This is a genomic window from Pseudomonas fluorescens (genome assembly GCF_012974785.1).
Lineage (GTDB): Bacteria > Pseudomonadota > Gammaproteobacteria > Pseudomonadales > Pseudomonadaceae > Aquipseudomonas > Aquipseudomonas fluorescens_BT.
Map to the genome: position 1 here is coordinate 5,302,714 of NZ_CP027561.1, position 18,892 is coordinate 5,321,605.

General features: G+C 57.7%; 12 protein-coding genes, 2 tRNA genes and 3 rRNA genes. 6 read left to right on the forward strand and 11 right to left on the reverse strand.

Annotated elements, in window-relative coordinates; genetic code table 11:
* Window positions 1-74 precede the first annotated feature (74 nt).
* Together C6Y56_RS24115 and C6Y56_RS24120 are read left to right on the forward strand one after the other, a co-directional pair.
* Entirely contained in the window at window positions 75-1,247 is a 1,173-nt protein-coding gene (locus C6Y56_RS24115) for a hypothetical protein (RefSeq protein ID WP_169431922.1), read from the forward strand.
* A 177-nt stretch (window positions 1,248-1,424) separates the two neighbouring features.
* A complete protein-coding gene (locus C6Y56_RS24120; protein ID WP_169431923.1) occupies window positions 1,425-1,949 on the forward strand; it encodes an SET domain-containing protein-lysine N-methyltransferase in 525 nt (174 codons plus the stop codon).
* Between the two features lie 8 nt (window positions 1,950-1,957).
* On the opposite strand, the gene can is transcribed toward C6Y56_RS24120, so the two are convergent.
* Window positions 1,958-2,602, reverse strand: a complete 645-nt coding sequence (gene can, locus C6Y56_RS24125; protein ID WP_007951756.1) for a carbonate dehydratase — start codon at window positions 2,600-2,602, stop codon at window positions 1,958-1,960.
* A 142-nt stretch (window positions 2,603-2,744) separates the two neighbouring features.
* On the opposite strand from can, the gene C6Y56_RS24130 reads away from it, so the two are divergent.
* On the forward strand, window positions 2,745-3,149 hold the full coding sequence (locus C6Y56_RS24130; RefSeq protein WP_169431924.1) for a serine kinase/phosphatase: 405 nt from the start codon (window positions 2,745-2,747) through the stop codon (window positions 3,147-3,149).
* A 47-nt stretch (window positions 3,150-3,196) separates the two neighbouring features.
* On the opposite strand, the gene rimI is transcribed toward C6Y56_RS24130, so the two are convergent.
* Both rimI and C6Y56_RS24140 read right to left on the reverse strand, forming a co-directional pair.
* Window positions 3,197-3,649, reverse strand: coding sequence for a ribosomal protein S18-alanine N-acetyltransferase (rimI, locus tag C6Y56_RS24135; RefSeq protein WP_169431925.1), 453 nt, complete (start codon window positions 3,647-3,649; stop codon window positions 3,197-3,199).
* Entirely contained in the window at window positions 3,642-4,394 is a 753-nt protein-coding gene (locus C6Y56_RS24140; RefSeq protein ID WP_169432706.1) for an energy transducer TonB, read from the reverse strand. The genes rimI and C6Y56_RS24140 overlap by 8 nt, the downstream gene beginning before the upstream one ends.
* Before the next feature lie 232 nt (window positions 4,395-4,626).
* On the opposite strand from C6Y56_RS24140, the gene mksB reads away from it, so the two are divergent.
* From mksB to mksF, 3 genes are read left to right on the forward strand one after another with little or no spacing between them, the layout of a single operon-like run.
* Entirely contained in the window at window positions 4,627-5,907 is a 1,281-nt protein-coding gene (gene mksB / locus C6Y56_RS24145; RefSeq protein WP_162803512.1) for an Mks condensin complex protein MksB, read from the forward strand.
* Complete coding sequence (gene mksE, locus C6Y56_RS24150) at window positions 5,897-6,598, forward strand: Mks condensin complex protein MksE (protein ID WP_169431926.1); 702 nt, start codon at window positions 5,897-5,899, stop codon at window positions 6,596-6,598. Before mksB ends, mksE begins: the two co-directional genes overlap by 11 nt.
* Entirely contained in the window at window positions 6,595-9,435 is a 2,841-nt protein-coding gene (gene mksF, locus C6Y56_RS24155) for an Mks condensin complex protein MksF (protein WP_169431927.1), read from the forward strand. The genes mksE and mksF overlap by 4 nt, the downstream gene beginning before the upstream one ends.
* A 145-nt stretch (window positions 9,436-9,580) precedes the next feature.
* Here the strand turns inward: mksF and C6Y56_RS24160 are convergent, their stop codons facing one another.
* The 8 genes from C6Y56_RS24160 to C6Y56_RS24195 all read right to left on the reverse strand — a co-directional run bounded on the left by C6Y56_RS24160 (window position 9,581) and on the right by C6Y56_RS24195 (window position 18,506).
* The gene (locus tag C6Y56_RS24160) at window positions 9,581-11,884 is read right to left on the reverse strand and encodes a PqiB family protein (protein ID WP_169431928.1); all 2,304 of its coding nucleotides are present in this window, start codon (window positions 11,882-11,884) and stop codon (window positions 9,581-9,583) included.
* The gene (locus C6Y56_RS24165; RefSeq protein ID WP_169431929.1) at window positions 11,877-12,500 is read right to left on the reverse strand and encodes a paraquat-inducible protein A; all 624 of its coding nucleotides are present in this window, start codon (window positions 12,498-12,500) and stop codon (window positions 11,877-11,879) included. Before C6Y56_RS24165 ends, C6Y56_RS24160 begins: the two co-directional genes overlap by 8 nt.
* Window positions 12,487-13,146 carry a paraquat-inducible protein A gene (locus C6Y56_RS24170; RefSeq protein WP_169431930.1) on the reverse strand — a complete coding sequence of 220 codons (660 nt, stop codon included), beginning with the start codon at window positions 13,144-13,146 and terminating at the stop codon, window positions 12,487-12,489. The genes C6Y56_RS24165 and C6Y56_RS24170 overlap by 14 nt, the downstream gene beginning before the upstream one ends.
* A gap of 149 nt (window positions 13,147-13,295) precedes the next feature.
* A 5S ribosomal RNA gene (gene rrf, locus C6Y56_RS24175) occupies window positions 13,296-13,410 on the reverse strand.
* Between the two features lie 165 nt (window positions 13,411-13,575).
* Window positions 13,576-16,461, reverse strand: a 23S ribosomal RNA gene (locus tag C6Y56_RS24180).
* 247 nt (window positions 16,462-16,708) lie between these two features.
* Window positions 16,709-16,784 (reverse strand) — tRNA-Ala (locus tag C6Y56_RS24185).
* Window positions 16,785-16,814: 30 nt separating this feature from the next.
* Window positions 16,815-16,891, reverse strand: a tRNA-Ile gene (locus C6Y56_RS24190).
* An 81-nt stretch (window positions 16,892-16,972) separates the two neighbouring features.
* Window positions 16,973-18,506, reverse strand: a 16S ribosomal RNA gene (locus C6Y56_RS24195).
* The 16S, 23S and 5S rRNA genes sit together here with 2 tRNA genes alongside, the layout of an rRNA operon.
* Between the last annotated feature and the right edge of the window lie 386 nt (window positions 18,507-18,892).

Below are 18,892 nucleotides of genomic sequence, written 5' to 3' on the forward strand. Positions count from 1 at the left end.
CTCGCCATCACTCGGCTGATCCAATATGTGGCGCACCCGAGCAACGGGGAACCCACGCTGAAAAGGATCTGAGCATGTTCAAACTCGCAGGACTCACCCTCGCTGCGCTCACACTGAGCGCAGCCGCCCACGCCGATGTAGACCTGAAACTGGGCAGCACCGAGCGCGTCACCCGCCTCTTCGCCTATCCCAACAATTGCAGCGTGATCTGCTTTCGCAACTGGACGCTTGAGCAGACTGTCGCTCACTACCTGAGCCAAAGCGTGCAACGCGATGGCTATACCGGTGCCAAGGTGCTGGTGAAGAATGACAACGGACAGATCTATGCCGAGATCAGCGGCGTGCCCAAAGGCTACGACAAGCCGTTGACCGCGCTGCTGGATGCCGGCGACCTGGCCTACACCGGCGCCAGCAAGCTCAACGCCGATGGCAAGTGGGCTTACAGCTGGTACCTGTTCCTGCCATTGGGCATGGCCCTGGAAAACCGTAAAAGCGTCGAGCTGCTGCACTTCCCGCCGGATTACTCGCTGACCCAGGCCCAGGACTACCTGCGCTCCAACACCACAGACCGCTGGGCTGCGCTGCTGACCGACAACGGTATCCCGGCCGACCAGACGCCCGGCTACCAGACCATCGTCGACATCGCGCCGATCGCCGCACCTGCCAGCGCCGGCAAGGACCTTGAAGGCGTCTATGACTACTTCAAGGATTACCAGACCACCATGGTCAAACAGGTCAGCGTCAGCGCCAGCGGTGCTGCCCTGCCGATGGTGGCCTTCGGTGCACCGGTGCGTAACTGGATCAAACAGCAATATGGACCGACCGTGAACGTGCTGGGCCTGGCAACCATCACTCCGAGCACCGGGGTGAACGTGCCGGTACTGGGTTCCAACCACCCGAGCTACATCTGGTACGCCGCCGACCCCAAGAGCTACACCGGCGACGACGCCGAGGCCAAGGCTGACGCGGCGGGGCTGAAAGTGATGGGACAGGACTTGAGCGCCGCCTGCTGGCAGGCCGGCATGGGCAGCAAGCCGGGCACCGACCCGAAAACCCTGCTGAACAGTTGCACCCAGACGTGGCAAGTAACGCAGAAGGTCAAGACTTGCGAGTTGTTCTACACCTCGATCCGCAACCTGACCGCAGAACAAGCCGCTGCCAAGTGCGCCACCACGCCGATCAAGGCTCAGTTGAAACAACTCCAGAGCCCGATGCCTGAGACCGCGGTGCCTGCTCCGCACATTTGACGCGGAACGCTATTTCCCCGTGTCAGCCTTGGCTGACACGGGGAAACGTCTATCACGCCTGTCAGATATGACAGTAGATCTGCTATCCCATATGCGCGAATATTGGATCCCATGTGTTGCAGGGTTGGAAGGAGTCTGGCCCGTTGAAGTAGCAGCACCTGTCTGACAGGGAACGTTATGAATACGCACGTACTTCACCAGCACTCATCCCGCAATACCGAGGGGATCTACCCTTTCATCGGGCTTCCCGTGCGCCTCGGATTCCCTTCCCGGGCCGACTTCGAAGTGCTTCACGACGCCCAGGCAAGGCCTTGCGCAATCGTCGCGCGCCGGGAATTCCTGCGCATCACCCGCATGTGCAGGGTGTCGGGCCAGTTGCTGCCCTACCGCTGCCGTCAGACCCGGCAATTGCAGACCGGTATTCACATCTACGATCGACTGTTCTGCGGACTGATCGAACACTCCTGCGACCCGAACGTGTTCATCGACATGAGCGAATTATGGTTGTGGGCCCTGCGTGACATTCAGCCGGGCGAGCGACTGACCATGGATCTCACTGCCACCGAAGACAAACTGCTCAAGCAGTTCGCCTGCGGTTGCAGATCTGCACATTGTCGCGGCTGGATCACCGGTTACGACGAACCACCCAGCCTTGAAGGCCAGCGCTACTTAAAGAACTGGCTGCGACAAGGCATACGCTGACTTGCAGGTTACGGTGCGCCAACCGGCCGCAGGCGATATTGCGGTGGCAGTTGCTCGAAACCGCTGATGGTGGTGTTCAGACTTTTCCAGCGCCCATCCTTGATGCCGTAGATGCAACCGTGGATCGACAGGCTCTGACCGCGATGCCAGGCGTTCTGGATGATGCTGGTGTGGGCGACGTTGGCCACTTGCTGGATCACGTTGAGCTCGCACAGGCGATCGACCTGTTCTTCTTCGGTCGGCAGTTTGGCCAGTTCTTCGCGCTTTTCGTAATACAGATCGCGAATCGACCGCAGCCAGCCATCGATCAGGCCGAACTGGCGGTCCTGCATCGACGCCCGCACACCGCCGCACCCGTAGTGGCCGGTGACCAGGATGTGTTTGACCTTGAGCACGTCCACTGCATACTGAATCACCGACAGGCAGTTGAGGTCGGTGTGCAGTACCACGTTGGCGACGTTGCGGTGAACGAACAGATCCCCCGGCAACATGCCGACGATTTCGTTGGCCGGAACCCGCGCATCGGAGCAGCCGATCCACAGGTATTCAGGCGTCTGCTGGCGAGCCAGTTTGGCGAAGAAATCCGGGTCTTCCTTGGTGATCGCGTCAGCCCAACGCTCGTTGTTATCAATCAGGTCTTGTAAGTCATGCATGCTGTAAGGCCTCAAGAAAGATGCGCTGCTTTGACAGACGACCGCCTGTCGGGGTCACGAAAGGATCGCAAGTGATTTCGTTGGAATTTCTCGCGTGCCCGATGAGTCCACCTCAGTAAGGCCCACAGTATGAGGATTTGCCATGACTGATACACGACGCTCCTTCGACGCGGTGCAACCAGAGCCCATCGATGATAACGAAGACCGCATGGGATCGGTGCATGAGCTGAATTTTGACGACGAACACCCCGGCGCGAAGATCGGCGATGAACTGCAGGATCGTGAGCGCGAACAACGGATGCCCCGGGAACGGGGGCGTGAAGCCGGCATGACCGGTGCTTCAATGCCAGACCACGAGCCGACCGACGATGACCTGAGCCCGGAAACCCTGATCCATGAGGACGGCGCCCGTGATGCCGATGAACTGGGTTCAGGCAAACAGGCGGATTGGGACTTGAGCATTGTCGATGAGGACGACATTGGTGGTGGCAACGGTCTGGATGAAGCGGAATTGGCGCGACGCGATCCGATGGATGGCAAACGCTGAAGTGCTCGTTAGAAGCTGCCTCAGGTTGAGGCAGCTTCGACTGGCGATCAGTCAACCAAAGTACAGGCCATGACCACGGCGTCCTCACGCCCACCCACCGCCGGGTAGTAATCGCGACGACGGCCGATTTCATTGAAACCGTAGCGCTCATACAGGCGGAAAGCCGCGGTGTTGCTGTCGCGCACCTCCAGGAAACATTCCCGGGCATCTGCCGCATAGGCACGGGACATCAGGTATTCGAGCAGTGTCAGCCCCAGACCGCGGCCCTGATTCTCCGGTTTTATCGTGATGTTGAGCAGGTGAGCTTCATCCAGAATGATCTGCACCACGCCGTGACCGACCTGCTGCTCGCCTTCGAACATCAGCCAGATCTGATATTTGCCCAGCCCGTCGAGAAATATCCCGCGGGTCCAGGGGTGGCTGTAAGCCGCGAATTCAATTTTCAGCACAGCGTCCAGATCGGCTTCGACCATCGGACGGAAAGTTACAGCATCACTCATTCGATTCTTTCCAGCGCGCCATCAGCCGACGCATGGCTTGCCACACGGCGGCTTTGCGCTGTGGCTCTTCCATCAACAATTCCAGTCCCGGCACGGCCCAGGCCAGGCCAAGACCTTCGATCTGCAATTCACTGTTGAACGCTTCGGCGTCCTTCTCACCGGCGAAGCGCACCGCTGGCAGACCGATCAGCCACAGGCAGGCGCACGGCGATGTCTCCATTTGCACCGAAAGGAAACCCTGGACGAAATCCCGGGCCGCATCCGGGCCCTGATCCATGGTGCCGCGCACCAGGAGTGGCCAACGCACCGGATCGCCGACGATCTGCGGCGCATCCGGCAAACCGGCGGCACGCAGCATGTCCTTGAGCAGCAGATAGGCAGGATCCCGGCTCTGGAACGATTCGCCTGTGGGTAACTCCACCAGCAACAGGCAACGACCGGCGCGCAGCAATTGCAGGGCGAAACGCGGTGGCGGCACCGGCGCGGGCCGCGCAACCACTGGCGCTTCTTCGACTTCTTCCACCGGTTTGGCGGCAGGGCGGCCGCTGGCGGGCGTCGGTCGCGGGACCTCGATCTTCGGCCGTTCGACCACGCGTGCGGCCGGCTGCGCAGGCGCGCCGGCCTCGGGGGCCGGCGCTACGGGCAGCAGAGCCTCGGGCTCTGGCGCCAGAGGCTCAAGCAGCTTGGGCCGCGACGGTGCGGCGAAGGGCAATTCGGTGCGCGGCAGCCAGTTGACCACCTGCATGGCGTTCAAATAGGCGCGGCGGCGGGACTCGATTAGCAAGGGTCGGCCACTTGTGGATAACTGAAGTGCGCTGATTCTACCGCCCTTCGCTCAAGATCGCTTGCGGTTGATCGATAGTCTTGAACGCTACTCTTCACCTCAGAAAAAGCGACAGCCCGTCCCGAGAGTGAATCGCATCGTCCGTGATGCAGTACAATCGCGGCTTTTAATCGCCAACCAGCCGGCCATTCCGATGATCGAACCCAAGCGCGTCTTGCGCGCCCTCGCTGAACACTGGGCACTTCTGGAGCCACTGTGCGAGCACTTCGACCAGGGCACCCTGAGCCTCAACGAACTGCGCACGCAACTGGCCGCCCAACAACTGGAAAGCACGCCGCAGGACATCACCAGCCTGCTCGATGTGTGGATTCGCCTCGACATTCTGGTGCCCGTGGCGAAAAGCCCGAACCGCTTCGAGCTCAACGCACAGATCCACGACTTCCTTGCCTACCTGCGCCGGGAGCACCGCCTGGGCCTGTGCCTGGAGATCGAAGCCTACCTGCGTCACCTCGAGCGTCTGGCCGGTTATATCCAGGATGCGTTCGACATCCGCGACGGCAATGACCTGGCCCGTCAGCTGCGCCTGCTCGACATGCGCGTGCGCGATGTTCTGAAGAAACTCGACAACGACGAACAGGCGCTGGTGGCCGTGGCTGAACGGGCCAAGACCAGCGACCGGCAGATCCCCCTGCGTCAGCGCTACGCCGAGGTGCTGGCGACCTGGGACGAATACGTCGAGCCGATGATCGATCTGGTGAACGCCGACGGCGCTTTCGAGCAAGGCGTGCGCAAGGTCGAAACCGTGCTGCTGAAGATGCTCAGCGAACAGCAGCGCCTCGGCCATCTGGTCGATGACGACATGTTGCTGCGCACCCACGCGCGCATCCTCGAAATGCAGACCAGCGCCCAGCTGACCCTGCGTCACGCCCGGGAATTGCTGCTGCCATTGCGTGAAGAAGCGCGTCGGCACAACGCCGTGACCCGGGGCGCCGCACTGGCGCTGGCCGCGATCCGCCGCAAAGGCATCGACGCCGTACCGCAAGCCGCGATGCCGCTGTTCACCCGACCGCAAAGCACCTTCCTCGGCAGTGCCAGTCAGGTTGAAGCCTACGTCTACGCCCTGGCCCGTTTCGAGCCGAAACCGGCGCGTTTTCCCAAGGCGCACAAATCGCAGAAGACCGGCGATGCCCCGCGCGCACCGCGCACCGTGCGCGAGATGGTCGACCGCTGCGAAGAGTCCCTGCCGATGCCGGATCTGATGACCTGGCTGCTGGAGCAGGAGCCGGACGGCGCGACCGACGAATTGCTTTACTGGTTCTCGCGTCTGTCGCGGGAAAAACGCTTCAAGCGCGAGCGTCTGGAACGCCGCGAATACCACACTCACGAGCACCAGGTCAGCCTGCGCTCCTTCGCCCTGCTCTCGGCCCGCGACCCCGCCGCCGAGGATTCTGCGAGCACCCCACATGCATCTTGATCTCTCCGAACTGTCTCAACTGGCGCCGATCTTCCGCGAACTGTTCAAGGGCTACCACGTCAGCCGCCGCGATCCGGAGCTGTACGCGCAGCTGTCGAACTTCCAGGACCAGTACCGCACACTGTTCAAGGCACTGGGCTTCGAACTCGTCTGCGATACCCGTGGTTTTTACTACTTCGTGCCGGACATGGCCGCAGCGGCGGTGAACAAGACCGCTCAGCGCCTGGCGTTGTTCACCTTCATCCTCGTCGAGCATCTGGCCGATCAGGGTCGCGACCCGATCGCCGTGCTCGATGGCGGCAGCCTCGGCCGCGACGAGCTGCCTTCGCTGCTGGAGAAATACCGCGACCTGTTCATCCAGGCCGAAGTGCAGACCGTTGATGAGCTGGAAGAGAAAATCATGCGCCGCATGACCCAGCTCGGTTTCGCCGGGGAAGAAAACGGCGTGTACCGCTTCCTGCCGCCGATGCACCGTTTCCTCGACGTCTGCCTGTCGGTTCAGCAGGACCGCGATCTGGCGGCCAGCGTGCACAGCGTTCTGCCACTGCCGGCACCGGTGCTGATCGACGAAGAGGCCGAGGCCAAACTCCTCGAGACCGACGATCCACTCGATCTTTCCGACTTTGAAGAAGAGAGCGAAGAAGACGCACTGGCCCGAGCCATTGCCGAAGAACAGGAGTCCGACGCATGAGCCAGGAACGCTACGGCATCCGCCGCTTTGCCCTTTTGAACACCGCCGGTTACAGCCTCGGTCTGTTCCCGCTGGAAGAACCGTTGTCGGTCTACGGCGCGAACAACCTCGGTAAATCAGCCTCGATCAACGCCTTGCAGTTCCCGATTCTGGCGCGTATGTCGGACATGAGTTTCGGCAAGTACAGCCTGGAACAATCCCGGCGCTTCTACTTTGCTTCGGACACCAGCTACATCCTGGTCGAAGTGAACCTGCCCCACGGCCCGCACGTGATCGGCGTGGTCGGTCGCGGCCCGGGCGGCGGTTTCGGTCACCAGTTCTTTGCCTATGCCGGCAAGCTCGATCTGGCCCACTACCAGAAAAACGACACCTGCCTGCGTCAGAAAGAGCTGTTCAGCAACCTTGAGAAAGAAGGCCTGAAAGCCTACGAACTCAAGCCGGATGAGCTGCGCCGCTTGCTGGTTGGCGGTCACACGTCGATCCCGCTGGACCTGACGCTGATCCCGCTGCGCTCCACCAGCGAACAGAGCCTGAAGACCTTCCGTGCGCTGTTCATCAACCTGCTGCACATGCGCGAAATCACCGCAGCCAAGCTCAAGCAGCTGTTCCTCGATGCCTTCGAACACAGCCTGCGTTCCGGCAGCGTCGATTACATTGCGGCGTGCGAAGAAGCCTTCCGCGATGTACGTCGCATGGAACAGGACTACAACTCGCTGGTGGCTGCCGGCCCGTTGGTTGAAGCCTTGGCCAACGGCGTGAAACAACGCGATGTGCTGCGCGGCAAACTGCATCGCCTGTCGCCGCTGCTCGACTCGTTGCTCGGCACCTGGTCGGACTACGCCACGGCGCGCAAGGAAGAACTGACGATCCAGGCCGAACACTACCGTCGCGAGCAGGACGATCTGCAAAACGATCAGCGCGGTGGCACTCAGGAACTGATGCGTCTGGAGCGGGAAATCTCCGGCATCCAGCGCTGGCTCGGTGAGTTGTCGGTTCTGAAAAACCGCTTTGCACTGGTCGATGACGTCAAAGTGCTGGAGCAGCAACTGCTGGCGGCCAAGGACGCTCACGACGAATTGGCCGGTGCGCTGGCGCAGTCCCGTCAGTTCAGTGCCGAGGATCTCGAAGAACGTCTTCGCGATCTGGAAAAACGCCTGAAGTCGGTGAAGCAGCAACTCGATCACGCCGACAACAACAGCTACGCCCGCCTGCGCGAAGAGTTCTCGCAACAGGACGTCGAACGCCTGATGCGTCTGTTCAACAGCGCGTTGTTCAGCCTGCCGCTGGGCGAACATGGCATCACGCTCGACGAAAACGGCGAGTGGGTGAAGTCCGTGGAGCTGATTCTCGACGGCTTCAAGGGCGAGCGTTTCGAAGTGCCGGGCCTGTCGATCGACATCTCGCACATCGAGCCTCCGGCTCTGCAAGCGCTGGCCGACCGTGCCGCGCTGCGCGATCAGAAAGAGCGTCTGGAAAAAGAGCTCAAGCAACTCAAGACTCAACAAGCCGTGGCCGCCGACCGCGCCGCGAGCAAGACCCAGACCGAAGCGCTGTACCAGCAGGTACTGGATGCGCAGAAGGCTCTGGAAGACTTCCGCCGCACCCAGACCCTGAGCGCCGAAGAAGGCGACAAGCTGGAGCAACTGGCGCAGATGGAAGCCGCGCAGGACGAACTCAAGCGCTCCAGCGATGCGTTCACCGAGCGCGTCCAGCAACTGTCGGCCAAGCTGCAACTGGTCGGCCGGCAAATTGCTGACATGGAAGCCAAGCAACGCACTCTCGACGATGCCCTGCGTCGCCGCCAGTTGCTGCCGGCGGATTTGCCGTTCGGCACGCCGTTCATGGATCCGGTCGACGACTCGATGGACAACCTGCTGCCGCTGCTCAACGACTATCAGGACAGCTGGCAAGGCCTGTTGCGTGCCGATGGCCAGATCGAAGCGCTGTACGCGCAGGTACGCCTCAAGGGCGTGGCCAAGTTCGACAGCGAAGACGATATGGAGCGCCGTCTGTCGCTGTTGATCAACGCGTATGCACACCGTACCGACGAAGCCCTGACTCTGGGCAAGGCCCGTCGTGCAGCCGTGACCGATATCGCGCGGACCCTGCGCAACATCCGCAGCGACTACGACAGCCTCGAACACCAACTGGCGCTGTTCAACCGCGAGATCAACAAGCGTCAGGTGTCCAACCTGCAAAGCTTCCGTATCGTGCTCGCGCCGAACAAGGAAGCACTCAAGCACATTGACCAGATCATCCACAGCGCCGGTCAGTACGAAGAAGGCGAAACCCTGTCGGTGTTCGACCTGAGCCAGAGCGCCGAGCAGGACAACAAGAACGAAGAAGCCAAGGAATACCTGGCGCGGCTGGTGGCGGCGAACCACAACCAGCTCGGCCTCAAGGACTTGTTCGAACTGGCGTTCGAGATCACCAAGGTCAACGGTCAGCCGGTTATCCACACCGACATCGATGGCGCGGCGTCCAACGGCACCACCATGACCATCAAGGCGCTGACCAACATGTACTTGTTGCTGCACCTGATGGATCGCGATCTGGCCGGTCGCGTACGCCTGCCGTACTACCTCGACGAGGCGGCGGACATCGACGAAAGGAACCAGGCCGCACTGCTGGAAACCAGCCTGCAACTGGGCTTCGTGCCGATTCTGGCGAGCGTGAAGCCGCAGGTCTGCGCCAGTGTCGCCATCGACCTGGAAGGCGGCAGCGGCCCGGCCGGCATCTACATCGACGAGGCGGACTGGAAGTACATCCGTCGCCACGATGTGGTGAAGGCCACCGTCAACGTCGAGACGGACGAGCCGGAGCTGGATGCGGTTTGACCGGCGTTAACTGACGGGCAATAAAAAGGCCGCGATCTGTCTGGATCGCGGCCTTTTTTATGGCTTGGATTTTGTGCTCAATGACAAGGCCTCTTCGCGGGCAAGCCCGCGAAGGCGTCCTCACCGACGCCACCTGTTTCCCAGACTACTTGCCGAGGGGGATTTTCGGCGCCCAGGTCAGCCATTCGTCTTCGAACTTGTCGAACAGCGGGAAGGTCTGTTCGGCGCGTGCCGGATTCCCCATCTTCTCGCCGTCCGGTGTGGCGAAGGCGATACCGCCCTGAATCGCCGTTTCGAGAGACTCGGTCCGTACGGTCAGACCATTGAACAAGCCAATGTCGAAACCGACACCACTGGTGTTCCAGAAGCGACTGCCACTGCGAACCAGCGGCGCATACTTCGGCTCGATCAGGATGTGCACCAGAACGCGGTCGGCGGTCTGACCCAGTTCGTAACCAGTGACTTTCCCCACCGTGATTTCGCGGTAGGTTACCGGCACGCCTGGCTTCAAAGAACCACGGCGGGCAGCACTCAATACCAGGCTGAGGCCGGCCTCTTGCTTGCTCACTTCCGGCGGATTGGCCAAGGCCACAAAGTTTTTCTGCGGGCCGAGGTTTTTCGCAGCGGGTTGGACTTCGATGTACTGACCCGTTACCAGAGTTTCCAGATTCGAGGTCTTGATCAGCCCCAGTTCCGGCTTGACCACCCAGAACTGACTGCCGACCCGGGCAATCTTCTCCGGCACTTCAGTAATACGTGCGGTGAGGATCACCGATTGCAGGTCATCGGTCAGATCGACACTTTCGATCTTGCCGACATCCAGCCCCTTGAAGCGAACCGGGGTGCCGCTGCGCAGACCGTCGGCGCGGTCCACTTTGATGGTCACCACCTCGCCCTTCTGATTGGCCTCGTCATGGTTGGCGAACAGGCGGAAGCGTGGAATCCGTTTCTGCAACGGCGCCTTGGCTTGCGGCGTCTCGAAGGCGATGCCGCCGGCCATCAGGGTCTGCAAGGATTCACTCTTGACCTGAATACCGCCGGTCAAACCGCCGGTCAGCGTGACGCCGCTGACGTTCCAGAAACGGGTCGAAGCGTTGACCAGGTTTTCGTATTCCTTCTCGATGTGGACGCCGATCACCAGTTGTTTGCGGGTCTTGGAGAACTGATAGCTCTGCACGGAACCGACCTTGACCTGCTTGTAGAGGATCGGGCTGCCGACATCGATCGAGCCGAGGGTGTCGGTAAACAGCACCAGGTGCAGGCCGGGTGCGCGCAGATCCAGCGGCGGCGCTTTTGGCCGGGCTTCGAATTCACGTTGCGGAGCGCCGCCCTTGTCGCCCGGGCGTACGGCGATGTAGTTACCTTTTACCAGCGCTTCCAGACCGGTGATGCCGGCCAGAGAAATCGACGGTTTGACCACCCAGAACTGAGTGCCGGTGACCAGGTATTCCTCAGCCAGAGGATCGAGGGTCAATTCAGCCGTGGCGCTGGACAGATCCGGATCAATCTTCAGTGCTTTCAGGTTACCGACCTGAATGCCTTTGTACATCACCGGGGTACGCCCGGCCTGCAGACCTTCGAAATCGCTGAGTTTGACCTTCACGCGGATACCGGCGGCGGCCGCATCGAAGTCTTCGTACAGACGAAACGGCAGGCTTGGATCGGTGGGCGGACTGTCCTTGCGGTTCTCCGGCGTAGCGAACGCGATACCGCCGGCGACGATGCTGGCCAGGGACTCGCTGCGCACTTTCACCCCGGACAGGTTGGCGTCGATGCTGATGCCGCTGGCGTTCCAGAAACGCGTGTGTTTGCGCACCAGTTTGGCGTAAGTCGGCTCGATGAACACCTTGAGCTCGACGGTGCTCTGGTCTTCCGACAGCACATAGCTTTTGATCTGGCCGACTTTGATCTGCTTGTAGAACACCGGGCTGCCACGGTTCAACGAACCGAGGCGATCAGCCTTGATCGTCAGGTGCAGGCCGGGTTTGGAGTCCGACAGCGGCGGCTCTTCGGCCAAGGCCTTGAACTTGCGGGTCGGCTCGCCTTCGCCGGGACTGATGGCGACGTAGTTACCCGATACCAGGGTTTCCAGCCCGGTGATCCCGGCCAGGGTCACGCTCGGTTTGACCAGCCAGAAACGAGTGCTGGTCTTCAGGTACTGATCGACATCCTTGTTCATCTCGATGGTCGCGATGACACCTTTGGAGTTGCCTTCATCATCGAGTTTGAGGGCTTTCACCTTGCCGACCGGCATGCCTTTGTAGACCACTTCGGTCTTGTTGGCCTGAATGCCTTCACCGCTTTCAAAACGCACCTGAATCTCGATGCCGGTTTCGGTATAGGCACGCCAACCGAGCCATCCGCCGATAATCAGGGCGATGAGGGGCAGTACCCAGATGGCAGACCAGTTCGAAGCCGGTCGGGTTTTCGCTACAGGCAAATCAGTCATGGTCGGCGTCCGACTCCGTGTTATCCCAAATCAGTCGGGGATCGAAAGTGACAGCGGCAAGCATCGTCAGAATCACCACACTGGCGAAGGCGATGGCGCCAAGATTGGCTTCGACGCTGGCTAGCCGGCCGAAGTTGACGACTGCCACCAGAATGGCAATCACAAAAATATCGAGCATGGACCAGCGGCCGATGAACTCGATGAAGCGGTACATCCAGATCCGCTGGCGCGCGGAGAGTGGCTGACGGCGTTGAACCGAAAACAGCAGAAGCGCAATGCCTACCAGTTTGAAGGTCGGCACCAGAATGCTGGCGACAAACACCACAGCAGCGATCGGAATCATGCCGTGCTGCACCAACTGGATGACGCCGGACATGATGGTGCTCGGATCACCCTGGCCCAGCGAGCTGACCGTCATGATCGGCAGGACATTGGCCGGAATGTAGACGATCGCGGCCGTGATCAGCAGCGCCCAGGTTCTCGCCAGACTATTGGGCCGCCGGGCGTGAACCAATGCACCGCATCGGGTGCAGGTCTGCTGATCGCTGTCGGCATCCTGCTTGTTCAGTTCGTGGCATTCGGTACAGATCAGAATGCCCGCATCAATCGCCCGCATGGGCATCCTCTCCTGATAACGCCTGCCAGATCTGGTGCGGTGACATCACCACTTCGAGCCAGACCTGAACCAACAACAAGCCGATGAAACATGCCAGACCGAGACCGACGGTGATGGCGGCCATGTCCGCCAGTTTGACGATCGCCACCAGGACGCCCATGAGGTAGACCTCAAGCATGCCCCAGTCTTTGAGGTGGTGATAAATGCGGTAGAGCAACAGGCCGTAGCTACGACCGAAGTTAAAACGGATGGTCAGCAACACGATCAACTGACACAGCAGTTTCAGCAGCGGAATCGCCATGCTGCAAAGGAATACGACAACTGAAACACCACGCATATCGGTATTGAACAGACCGACAACGCCGCTCCAGACAGTGTCCTGCGACGATTGCCCGAGAACATTGAGCTGCATGATGGGTAAAAAGTTCGCCGGCACATAGAGCAACAGCGCGGCAATGACCAGGGCGAGACTGCGCTGCACCACATTATGACGGTGAGCGTACAGTTCGTAACCGCAACGTGGGCAGAGGGCTTTTTCGCCGTGAGCAAGCTTGGGCTTGCGCATCAGCAGATCGCACTCATGGCAGGCCACCAAGTCATCCAGCGGTAAATCTGACAGCCCTGGGGCGTCAACCGAATCCGACATAAGGGCTCTGGCTCCGAAAAAGTTGGGATCTATTCTAGTGTCCTGATTCGAAAATAACTGTGCAAATTTGTTCTCTGACGCGAGCAAAAACTTTCCTGCGGGCAAAACAAAACCCCAACTGCTTTCGCAATTGGGGTTTCGGAATTTAATCTTGACGATGACCTACTCTCACATGGGGAAACCCACACTACCATCGGCGATGCATCGTTTCACTTCTGAGTTCGGGATGGGATCAGGTGGTTCCAACGCTCTATGGTCGTCAAGAAATTCGGGTACTGACTCGTGACCTGACGGCCTCGCTTCAGCAAATTGGGTATGGGATAGTTTTCGGTGCTTTGTGAGCGTCGAACTTTCGGTTCATTGCGTCTTCACACACCGCAATCTGGTTGCTCTGGTTTAGAGAGCCGACGCAAATTGCTTGGGTGTTATATGGTCAAGCCTCACGGGCAATTAGTATTGGTTAGCTCAACGCCTCACAGCGCTTACACACCCAACCTATCAACGTCGTAGTCTTCGACGGCCCTTCAGGGAACTCAAGGTTCCAGTGAGATCTCATCTTGAGGCAAGTTTCCCGCTTAGATGCTTTCAGCGGTTATCTTTTCCGAACATAGCTACCCGGCAATGCCACTGGCGTGACAACCGGAACACCAGAGGTTCGTCCACTCCGGTCCTCTCGTACTAGGAGCAGCCCTCTCAAATCTCAAACGTCCACGGCAGATAGGGACCGAACTGTCTCACGACGTTCTAAACCCAGCTCGCGTACCACTTTAAATGGCGAACAGCCATACCCTTGGGACCGGCTTCAGCCCCAGGATGTGATGAGCCGACATCGAGGTGCCAAACACCGCCGTCGATATGAACTCTTGGGCGGTATCAGCCTGTTATCCCGGAGTACCTTTTATCCGTTGAGCGATGGCCCTTCCATACAGAACCACCGGATCACTAAGACCTACTTTCGTACCTGCTCGACGTGTCTGTCTCGCAGTCAAGCGCGCTTTTGCCTTTATACTCTACGACCGATTTCCGACCGGTCTGAGCGCACCTTCGTACTCCTCCGTTACTCTTTAGGAGGAGACCGCCCCAGTCAAACTACCCACCATACACTGTCCTCGATCCGGATAACGGACCTGAGTTAGAACCTCAAAGTTGCCAGGGTGGTATTTCAAGGATGGCTCCACGCGAACTGGCGTCCACGCTTCAAAGCCTCCCACCTATCCTACACAAGCAAATTCAAAGTCCAGTGCAAAGCTATAGTAAAGGTTCACGGGGTCTTTCCGTCTAGCCGCGGATACACTGCATCTTCACAGCGATTTCAATTTCACTGAGTCTCGGGTGGAGACAGCGCCGCCATCGTTACGCCATTCGTGCAGGTCGGAACTTACCCGACAAGGAATTTCGCTACCTTAGGACCGTTATAGTTACGGCCGCCGTTTACCGGGGCTTCGATCAAGAGCTTCGCGTTAGCTAACCCCATCAATTAACCTTCCGGCACCGGGCAGGCGTCACACCCTATACGTCCACTTTCGTGTTTGCAGAGTGCTGTGTTTTTAATAAACAGTCGCAGCGGCCTGGTATCTTCGACCGGCATGAGCTTACGGAGCAAGTCCTTCACCCTCACCGGCGCACCTTCTCCCGAAGTTACGGTGCCATTTTGCCTAGTTCCTTCACCCGAGTTCTCTCAAGCGCCTTGGTATTCTCTACCCAACCACCTGTGTCGGTTTGGGGTACGGTTCCTGGTTATCTGAAGCTTAGAAGCTTTTCTTGGAAGCATGGCATCAACCACTTCGTGTTCTAAAAGAACACTCGTCATCAGCTCTCGGCCTTAAGATCCCGGATTTACCTAAGATCTCAGCCTACCACCTTAAACTTGGACAACCAACGCCAAGCTGGCCTAGCCTTCTCCGTCCCTCCATCGCAATAACCAGAAGTACAGGAATATTAACCTGTTTTCCATCGACTACGCTTTTCAGCCTCGCCTTAGGGACCGACTAACCCTGCGTCGATTAACGTTGCGCAGGAAACCTTGGTCTTTCGGCGTGGGTGTTTTTCACACCCATTGTCGTTACTCATGTCAGCATTCGCACTTCTGATACCTCCAGCAAGCTTCTCAACTCACCTTCACAGGCTTACAGAACGCTCCTCTACCGCATCACTTACGTGATACCCGTAGCTTCGGTGTATGGTTTGAGCCCCGTTACATCTTCCGCGCAGGCCGACTCGACTAGTGAGCTATTACGCTTTCTTTAAAGGGTGGCTGCTTCTAAGCCAACCTCCTAGCTGTCTAAGCCTTCCCACATCGTTTCCCACTTAACCATAACTTTGGGACCTTAGCTGACGGTCTGGGTTGTTTCCCTTTTCACGACGGACGTTAGCACCCGCCGTGTGTCTCCCATGCTCGGCACTTGTAGGTATTCGGAGTTTGCATCGGTTTGGTAAGTCGGGATGACCCCTAGCCGAAACAGTGCTCTACCCCTACAGTGATACATGAGGCGCTACCTAAATAGCTTTCGAGGAGAACCAGCTATCTCCGAGCTTGATTAGCCTTTCACTCCGATCCACAGGTCATCCGCTAACTTTTCAACGGTAGTCGGTTCGGTCCTCCAGTCAGTGTTACCTAACCTTCAACCTGCCCATGGATAGATCGCCCGGTTTCGGGTCTATTCCCAGCGACTAGACGCCCTATTAAGACTCGCTTTCGCTACGCCTCCCTATTCGGTTAAGCTCGCCACTGAAAATAAGTCGCTGACCCATTATACAAAAGGTACGCAGTCACAGAACAAAGTCTGCTCCCACTGCTTGTACGCATACGGTTTCAGGATCTATTTCACTCCCCTCTCCGGGGTTCTTTTCGCCTTTCCCTCACGGTACTAGTTCACTATCGGTCAGTCAGTAGTATTTAGCCTTGGAGGATGGTCCCCCCATATTCAGACAAAGTTTCTCGTGCTCCGTCCTACTCGATTTCATGACCAAGAGATTTTCGCGTACAGGGCTATCACCCACTATGGCCGCACTTTCCAGAGCGTTCCGCTAATCTCAAAGCCACTTAAGGGCTAGTCCCCGTTCGCTCGCCACTACTAAGGGAATCTCGGTTGATTTCTTTTCCTCAGGGTACTTAGATGTTTCAGTTCCCCTGGTTCGCCTCTTGCACCTATGTATTCAGTACAAGATAACCATCTTGTGATGGCTGGGTTCCCCCATTCAGACATCTCCGGATCAAAGTCTGTTTGCCGACTCCCGAAGCTTTTCGCAGGCTACCACGTCTTTCATCGCCTCTGACTGCCAAGGCATCCACCGTATGCGCTTCTTCACTTGACCATATAACCCCAAGCAATCTGGTTATACTGTGAAGACGACATTCGCCGAAAATTCGAATTTCTCAATTAAGAGAACTCACAAATTTTACCTTAGCCTGATCCGTTACCAGTGAAAGTAACGTTCAGTCTATCTTTCTATCACATACCCAAATTTTTAAAGAACGATCCAGTCAAAGACTAGAAATCAACATTCATCATCACACTGATGGAATGCTCATTTCTAAGCTTTCAAACTTCAGAAGCAGTAGTGGTGGAGCCAAGCGGGATCGAACCGCTGACCTCCTGCGTGCAAGGCAGGCGCTCTCCCAGCTGAGCTATGGCCCCGTATTTCTACAGGCGTTTCCCACACAAAATTGGTGGGTCTGGGCAGATTCGAACTGCCGACCTCACCCTTATCAGGGGTGCGCTCTAACCAACTGAGCTACAGACCCAATTTCGGGCTGCTTCTATCGTCTTCTTCAATGAATCAAGCAATTCGTGTGGGAACTTATGGAGCAGCTGATGTCGTCGATTAAGGAGGTGATCCAGCCGCAGGTTCCCCTACGGCTACCTTGTTACGACTTCACCCCAGTCATGAATCACACCGTGGTAACCGTCCTCCCGAAGGTTAGACTAGCTACTTCTGGTGCAACCCACTCCCATGGTGTGACGGGCGGTGTGTACAAGGCCGGGAACGTATTCACCGCGACATTCTGATTCGCGATTACTAGCGATTCCGACTTCACGCAGTCGAGTTGCAGACTGCGATCCGGACTACGATCGGTTTTATGGGATTAGCTCCACCTCGCGGCTTGGCAACCCTTTGTACCGACCATTGTAGCACGTGTGTAGCCCAGGCCGTAAGGGCCATGATGACTTGACGTCATCCCCACCTTCCTCCGGTTTGTCACCGGCAGTCTCCTTAGAGTGCCCACCATTACGTGCTGGTAACTAAGGACAAGGGTTGCGCTCGTTACGGGACTTAACCCAACATCTCACGACACGAGCTGACGACAGCCATGCAGCACCTGTCTCAATGTTCCCGAAGGCACCAATCCATCTCTGGAAAGTTCATTGGATGTCAAGGCCTGGTAAGGTTCTTCGCGTTGCTTCGAATTAAACCACATGCTCCACCGCTTGTGCGGGCCCCGTCAATTCATTTGAGTTTTAACCTTGCGGCCGTACTCCCCAGGCGGTCAACTTAATGCGTTAGCTGCGCCACTAAGAGCTCAAGGCTCCCAACGGCTAGTTGACATCGTTTACGGCGTGGACTACCAGGGTATCTAATCCTGTTTGCTCCCCACGCTTTCGCACCTCAGTGTCAGTATCAGTCCAGGTGGTCGCCTTCGCCACTGGTGTTCCTTCCTATATCTACGCATTTCACCGCTACACAGGAAATTCCACCACCCTCTACCATACTCTAGCTCGCCAGTTTTGGATGCAGTTCCCAGGTTGAGCCCGGGGATTTCACATCCAACTTAACGAACCACCTACGCGCGCTTTACGCCCAGTAATTCCGATTAACGCTTGCACCCTCTGTATTACCGCGGCTGCTGGCACAGAGTTAGCCGGTGCTTATTCTGTCGGTAACGTCAAAATTGCAGAGTATTAATCTACAACCCTTCCTCCCAACTTAAAGTGCTTTACAATCCGAAGACCTTCTTCACACACGCGGCATGGCTGGATCAGGCTTTCGCCCATTGTCCAATATTCCCCACTGCTGCCTCCCGTAGGAGTCTGGACCGTGTCTCAGTTCCAGTGTGACTGATCATCCTCTCAGACCAGTTACGGATCGTCGCCTTGGTGAGCCATTACCTCACCAACTAGCTAATCCGACCTAGGCTCATCTGATAGCGCAAGGCCCGAAGGTCCCCTGCTTTCTCCCGTAGGACGTATGCGGTATTAGCGTTCCTTTCGAAACGTTGTCCCCACTACCAGGCAGATTCCTAGGCATTACTCACCCGTCCGCCGCTGAATCCGGGAGCAAGCTCCCTTCATCCGCTCGACTTGCATGTGTTAGGCCTGCCGCCAGCGTTCAATCTGAGCCATGATCAAACTCTTCAGTTCAAACATCTTTGGGTTTTTAAGAAACCCTAAACTTGGCTCAGCAATCGTTGGTTACATCTTTGATTTCTCGCGGAGTAACTTGTGATGCTGATAATCTTGTTGACTATCAGTCTGACTCCACAAGCACCCACACGAATTGCTTGATTCAGTTGTTAAAGAGCGGTTGGTTAAGAGCTTTCATCTCAACCGAGGCGCGCATTCTACAGCAGCCTCATTTGCTGTCAAGTGATTATTTTCAGAAGTTTTCGAAGATTTCTTCAACAACTTCAACCACTTGCGCTTCCGATCTCTCGTCAGCGGGAGGCGAATTCTACAGCGTTACACGCTGCTGTCAACACCTCTTTTTCTCCGCTTTCGACCGAGAAGATCGAACCGCTGAAAGCGCC

Coding starts and splice junctions, on each gene's coding strand:
- C6Y56_RS24115 (WP_169431922.1), top strand. CDS start 75: ATGTTCAAACTCGCAGGACTCACCCTCGCTGCGCTCACACTGAGCGCA.
- mksF (WP_169431927.1), top strand. CDS start 6,595: ATGAGCCAGGAACGCTACGGCATCCGCCGCTTTGCCCTTTTGAACACC.
- rimI (WP_169431925.1), bottom strand. CDS start 3,649: ATGAGTGATGCTGTAACTTTCCGTCCGATGGTCGAAGCCGATCTGGAC.
- C6Y56_RS24140 (WP_169432706.1), bottom strand. CDS start 4,394: ATGCAGGTGGTCAACTGGCTGCCGCGCACCGAATTGCCCTTCGCCGCA.
- mksE (WP_169431926.1), top strand. CDS start 5,897: ATGCATCTTGATCTCTCCGAACTGTCTCAACTGGCGCCGATCTTCCGC.
- mksB (WP_162803512.1), top strand. CDS start 4,627: ATGATCGAACCCAAGCGCGTCTTGCGCGCCCTCGCTGAACACTGGGCA.
- C6Y56_RS24160 (WP_169431928.1), bottom strand. CDS start 11,884: ATGACTGATTTGCCTGTAGCGAAAACCCGACCGGCTTCGAACTGGTCT.
- can (WP_007951756.1), bottom strand. CDS start 2,602: ATGCATGACTTACAAGACCTGATTGATAACAACGAGCGTTGGGCTGAC.
- C6Y56_RS24170 (WP_169431930.1), bottom strand. CDS start 13,146: ATGTCGGATTCGGTTGACGCCCCAGGGCTGTCAGATTTACCGCTGGAT.
- C6Y56_RS24165 (WP_169431929.1), bottom strand. CDS start 12,500: ATGCGGGCGATTGATGCGGGCATTCTGATCTGTACCGAATGCCACGAA.
- C6Y56_RS24120 (WP_169431923.1), top strand. CDS start 1,425: ATGAATACGCACGTACTTCACCAGCACTCATCCCGCAATACCGAGGGG.
- C6Y56_RS24130 (WP_169431924.1), top strand. CDS start 2,745: ATGACTGATACACGACGCTCCTTCGACGCGGTGCAACCAGAGCCCATC.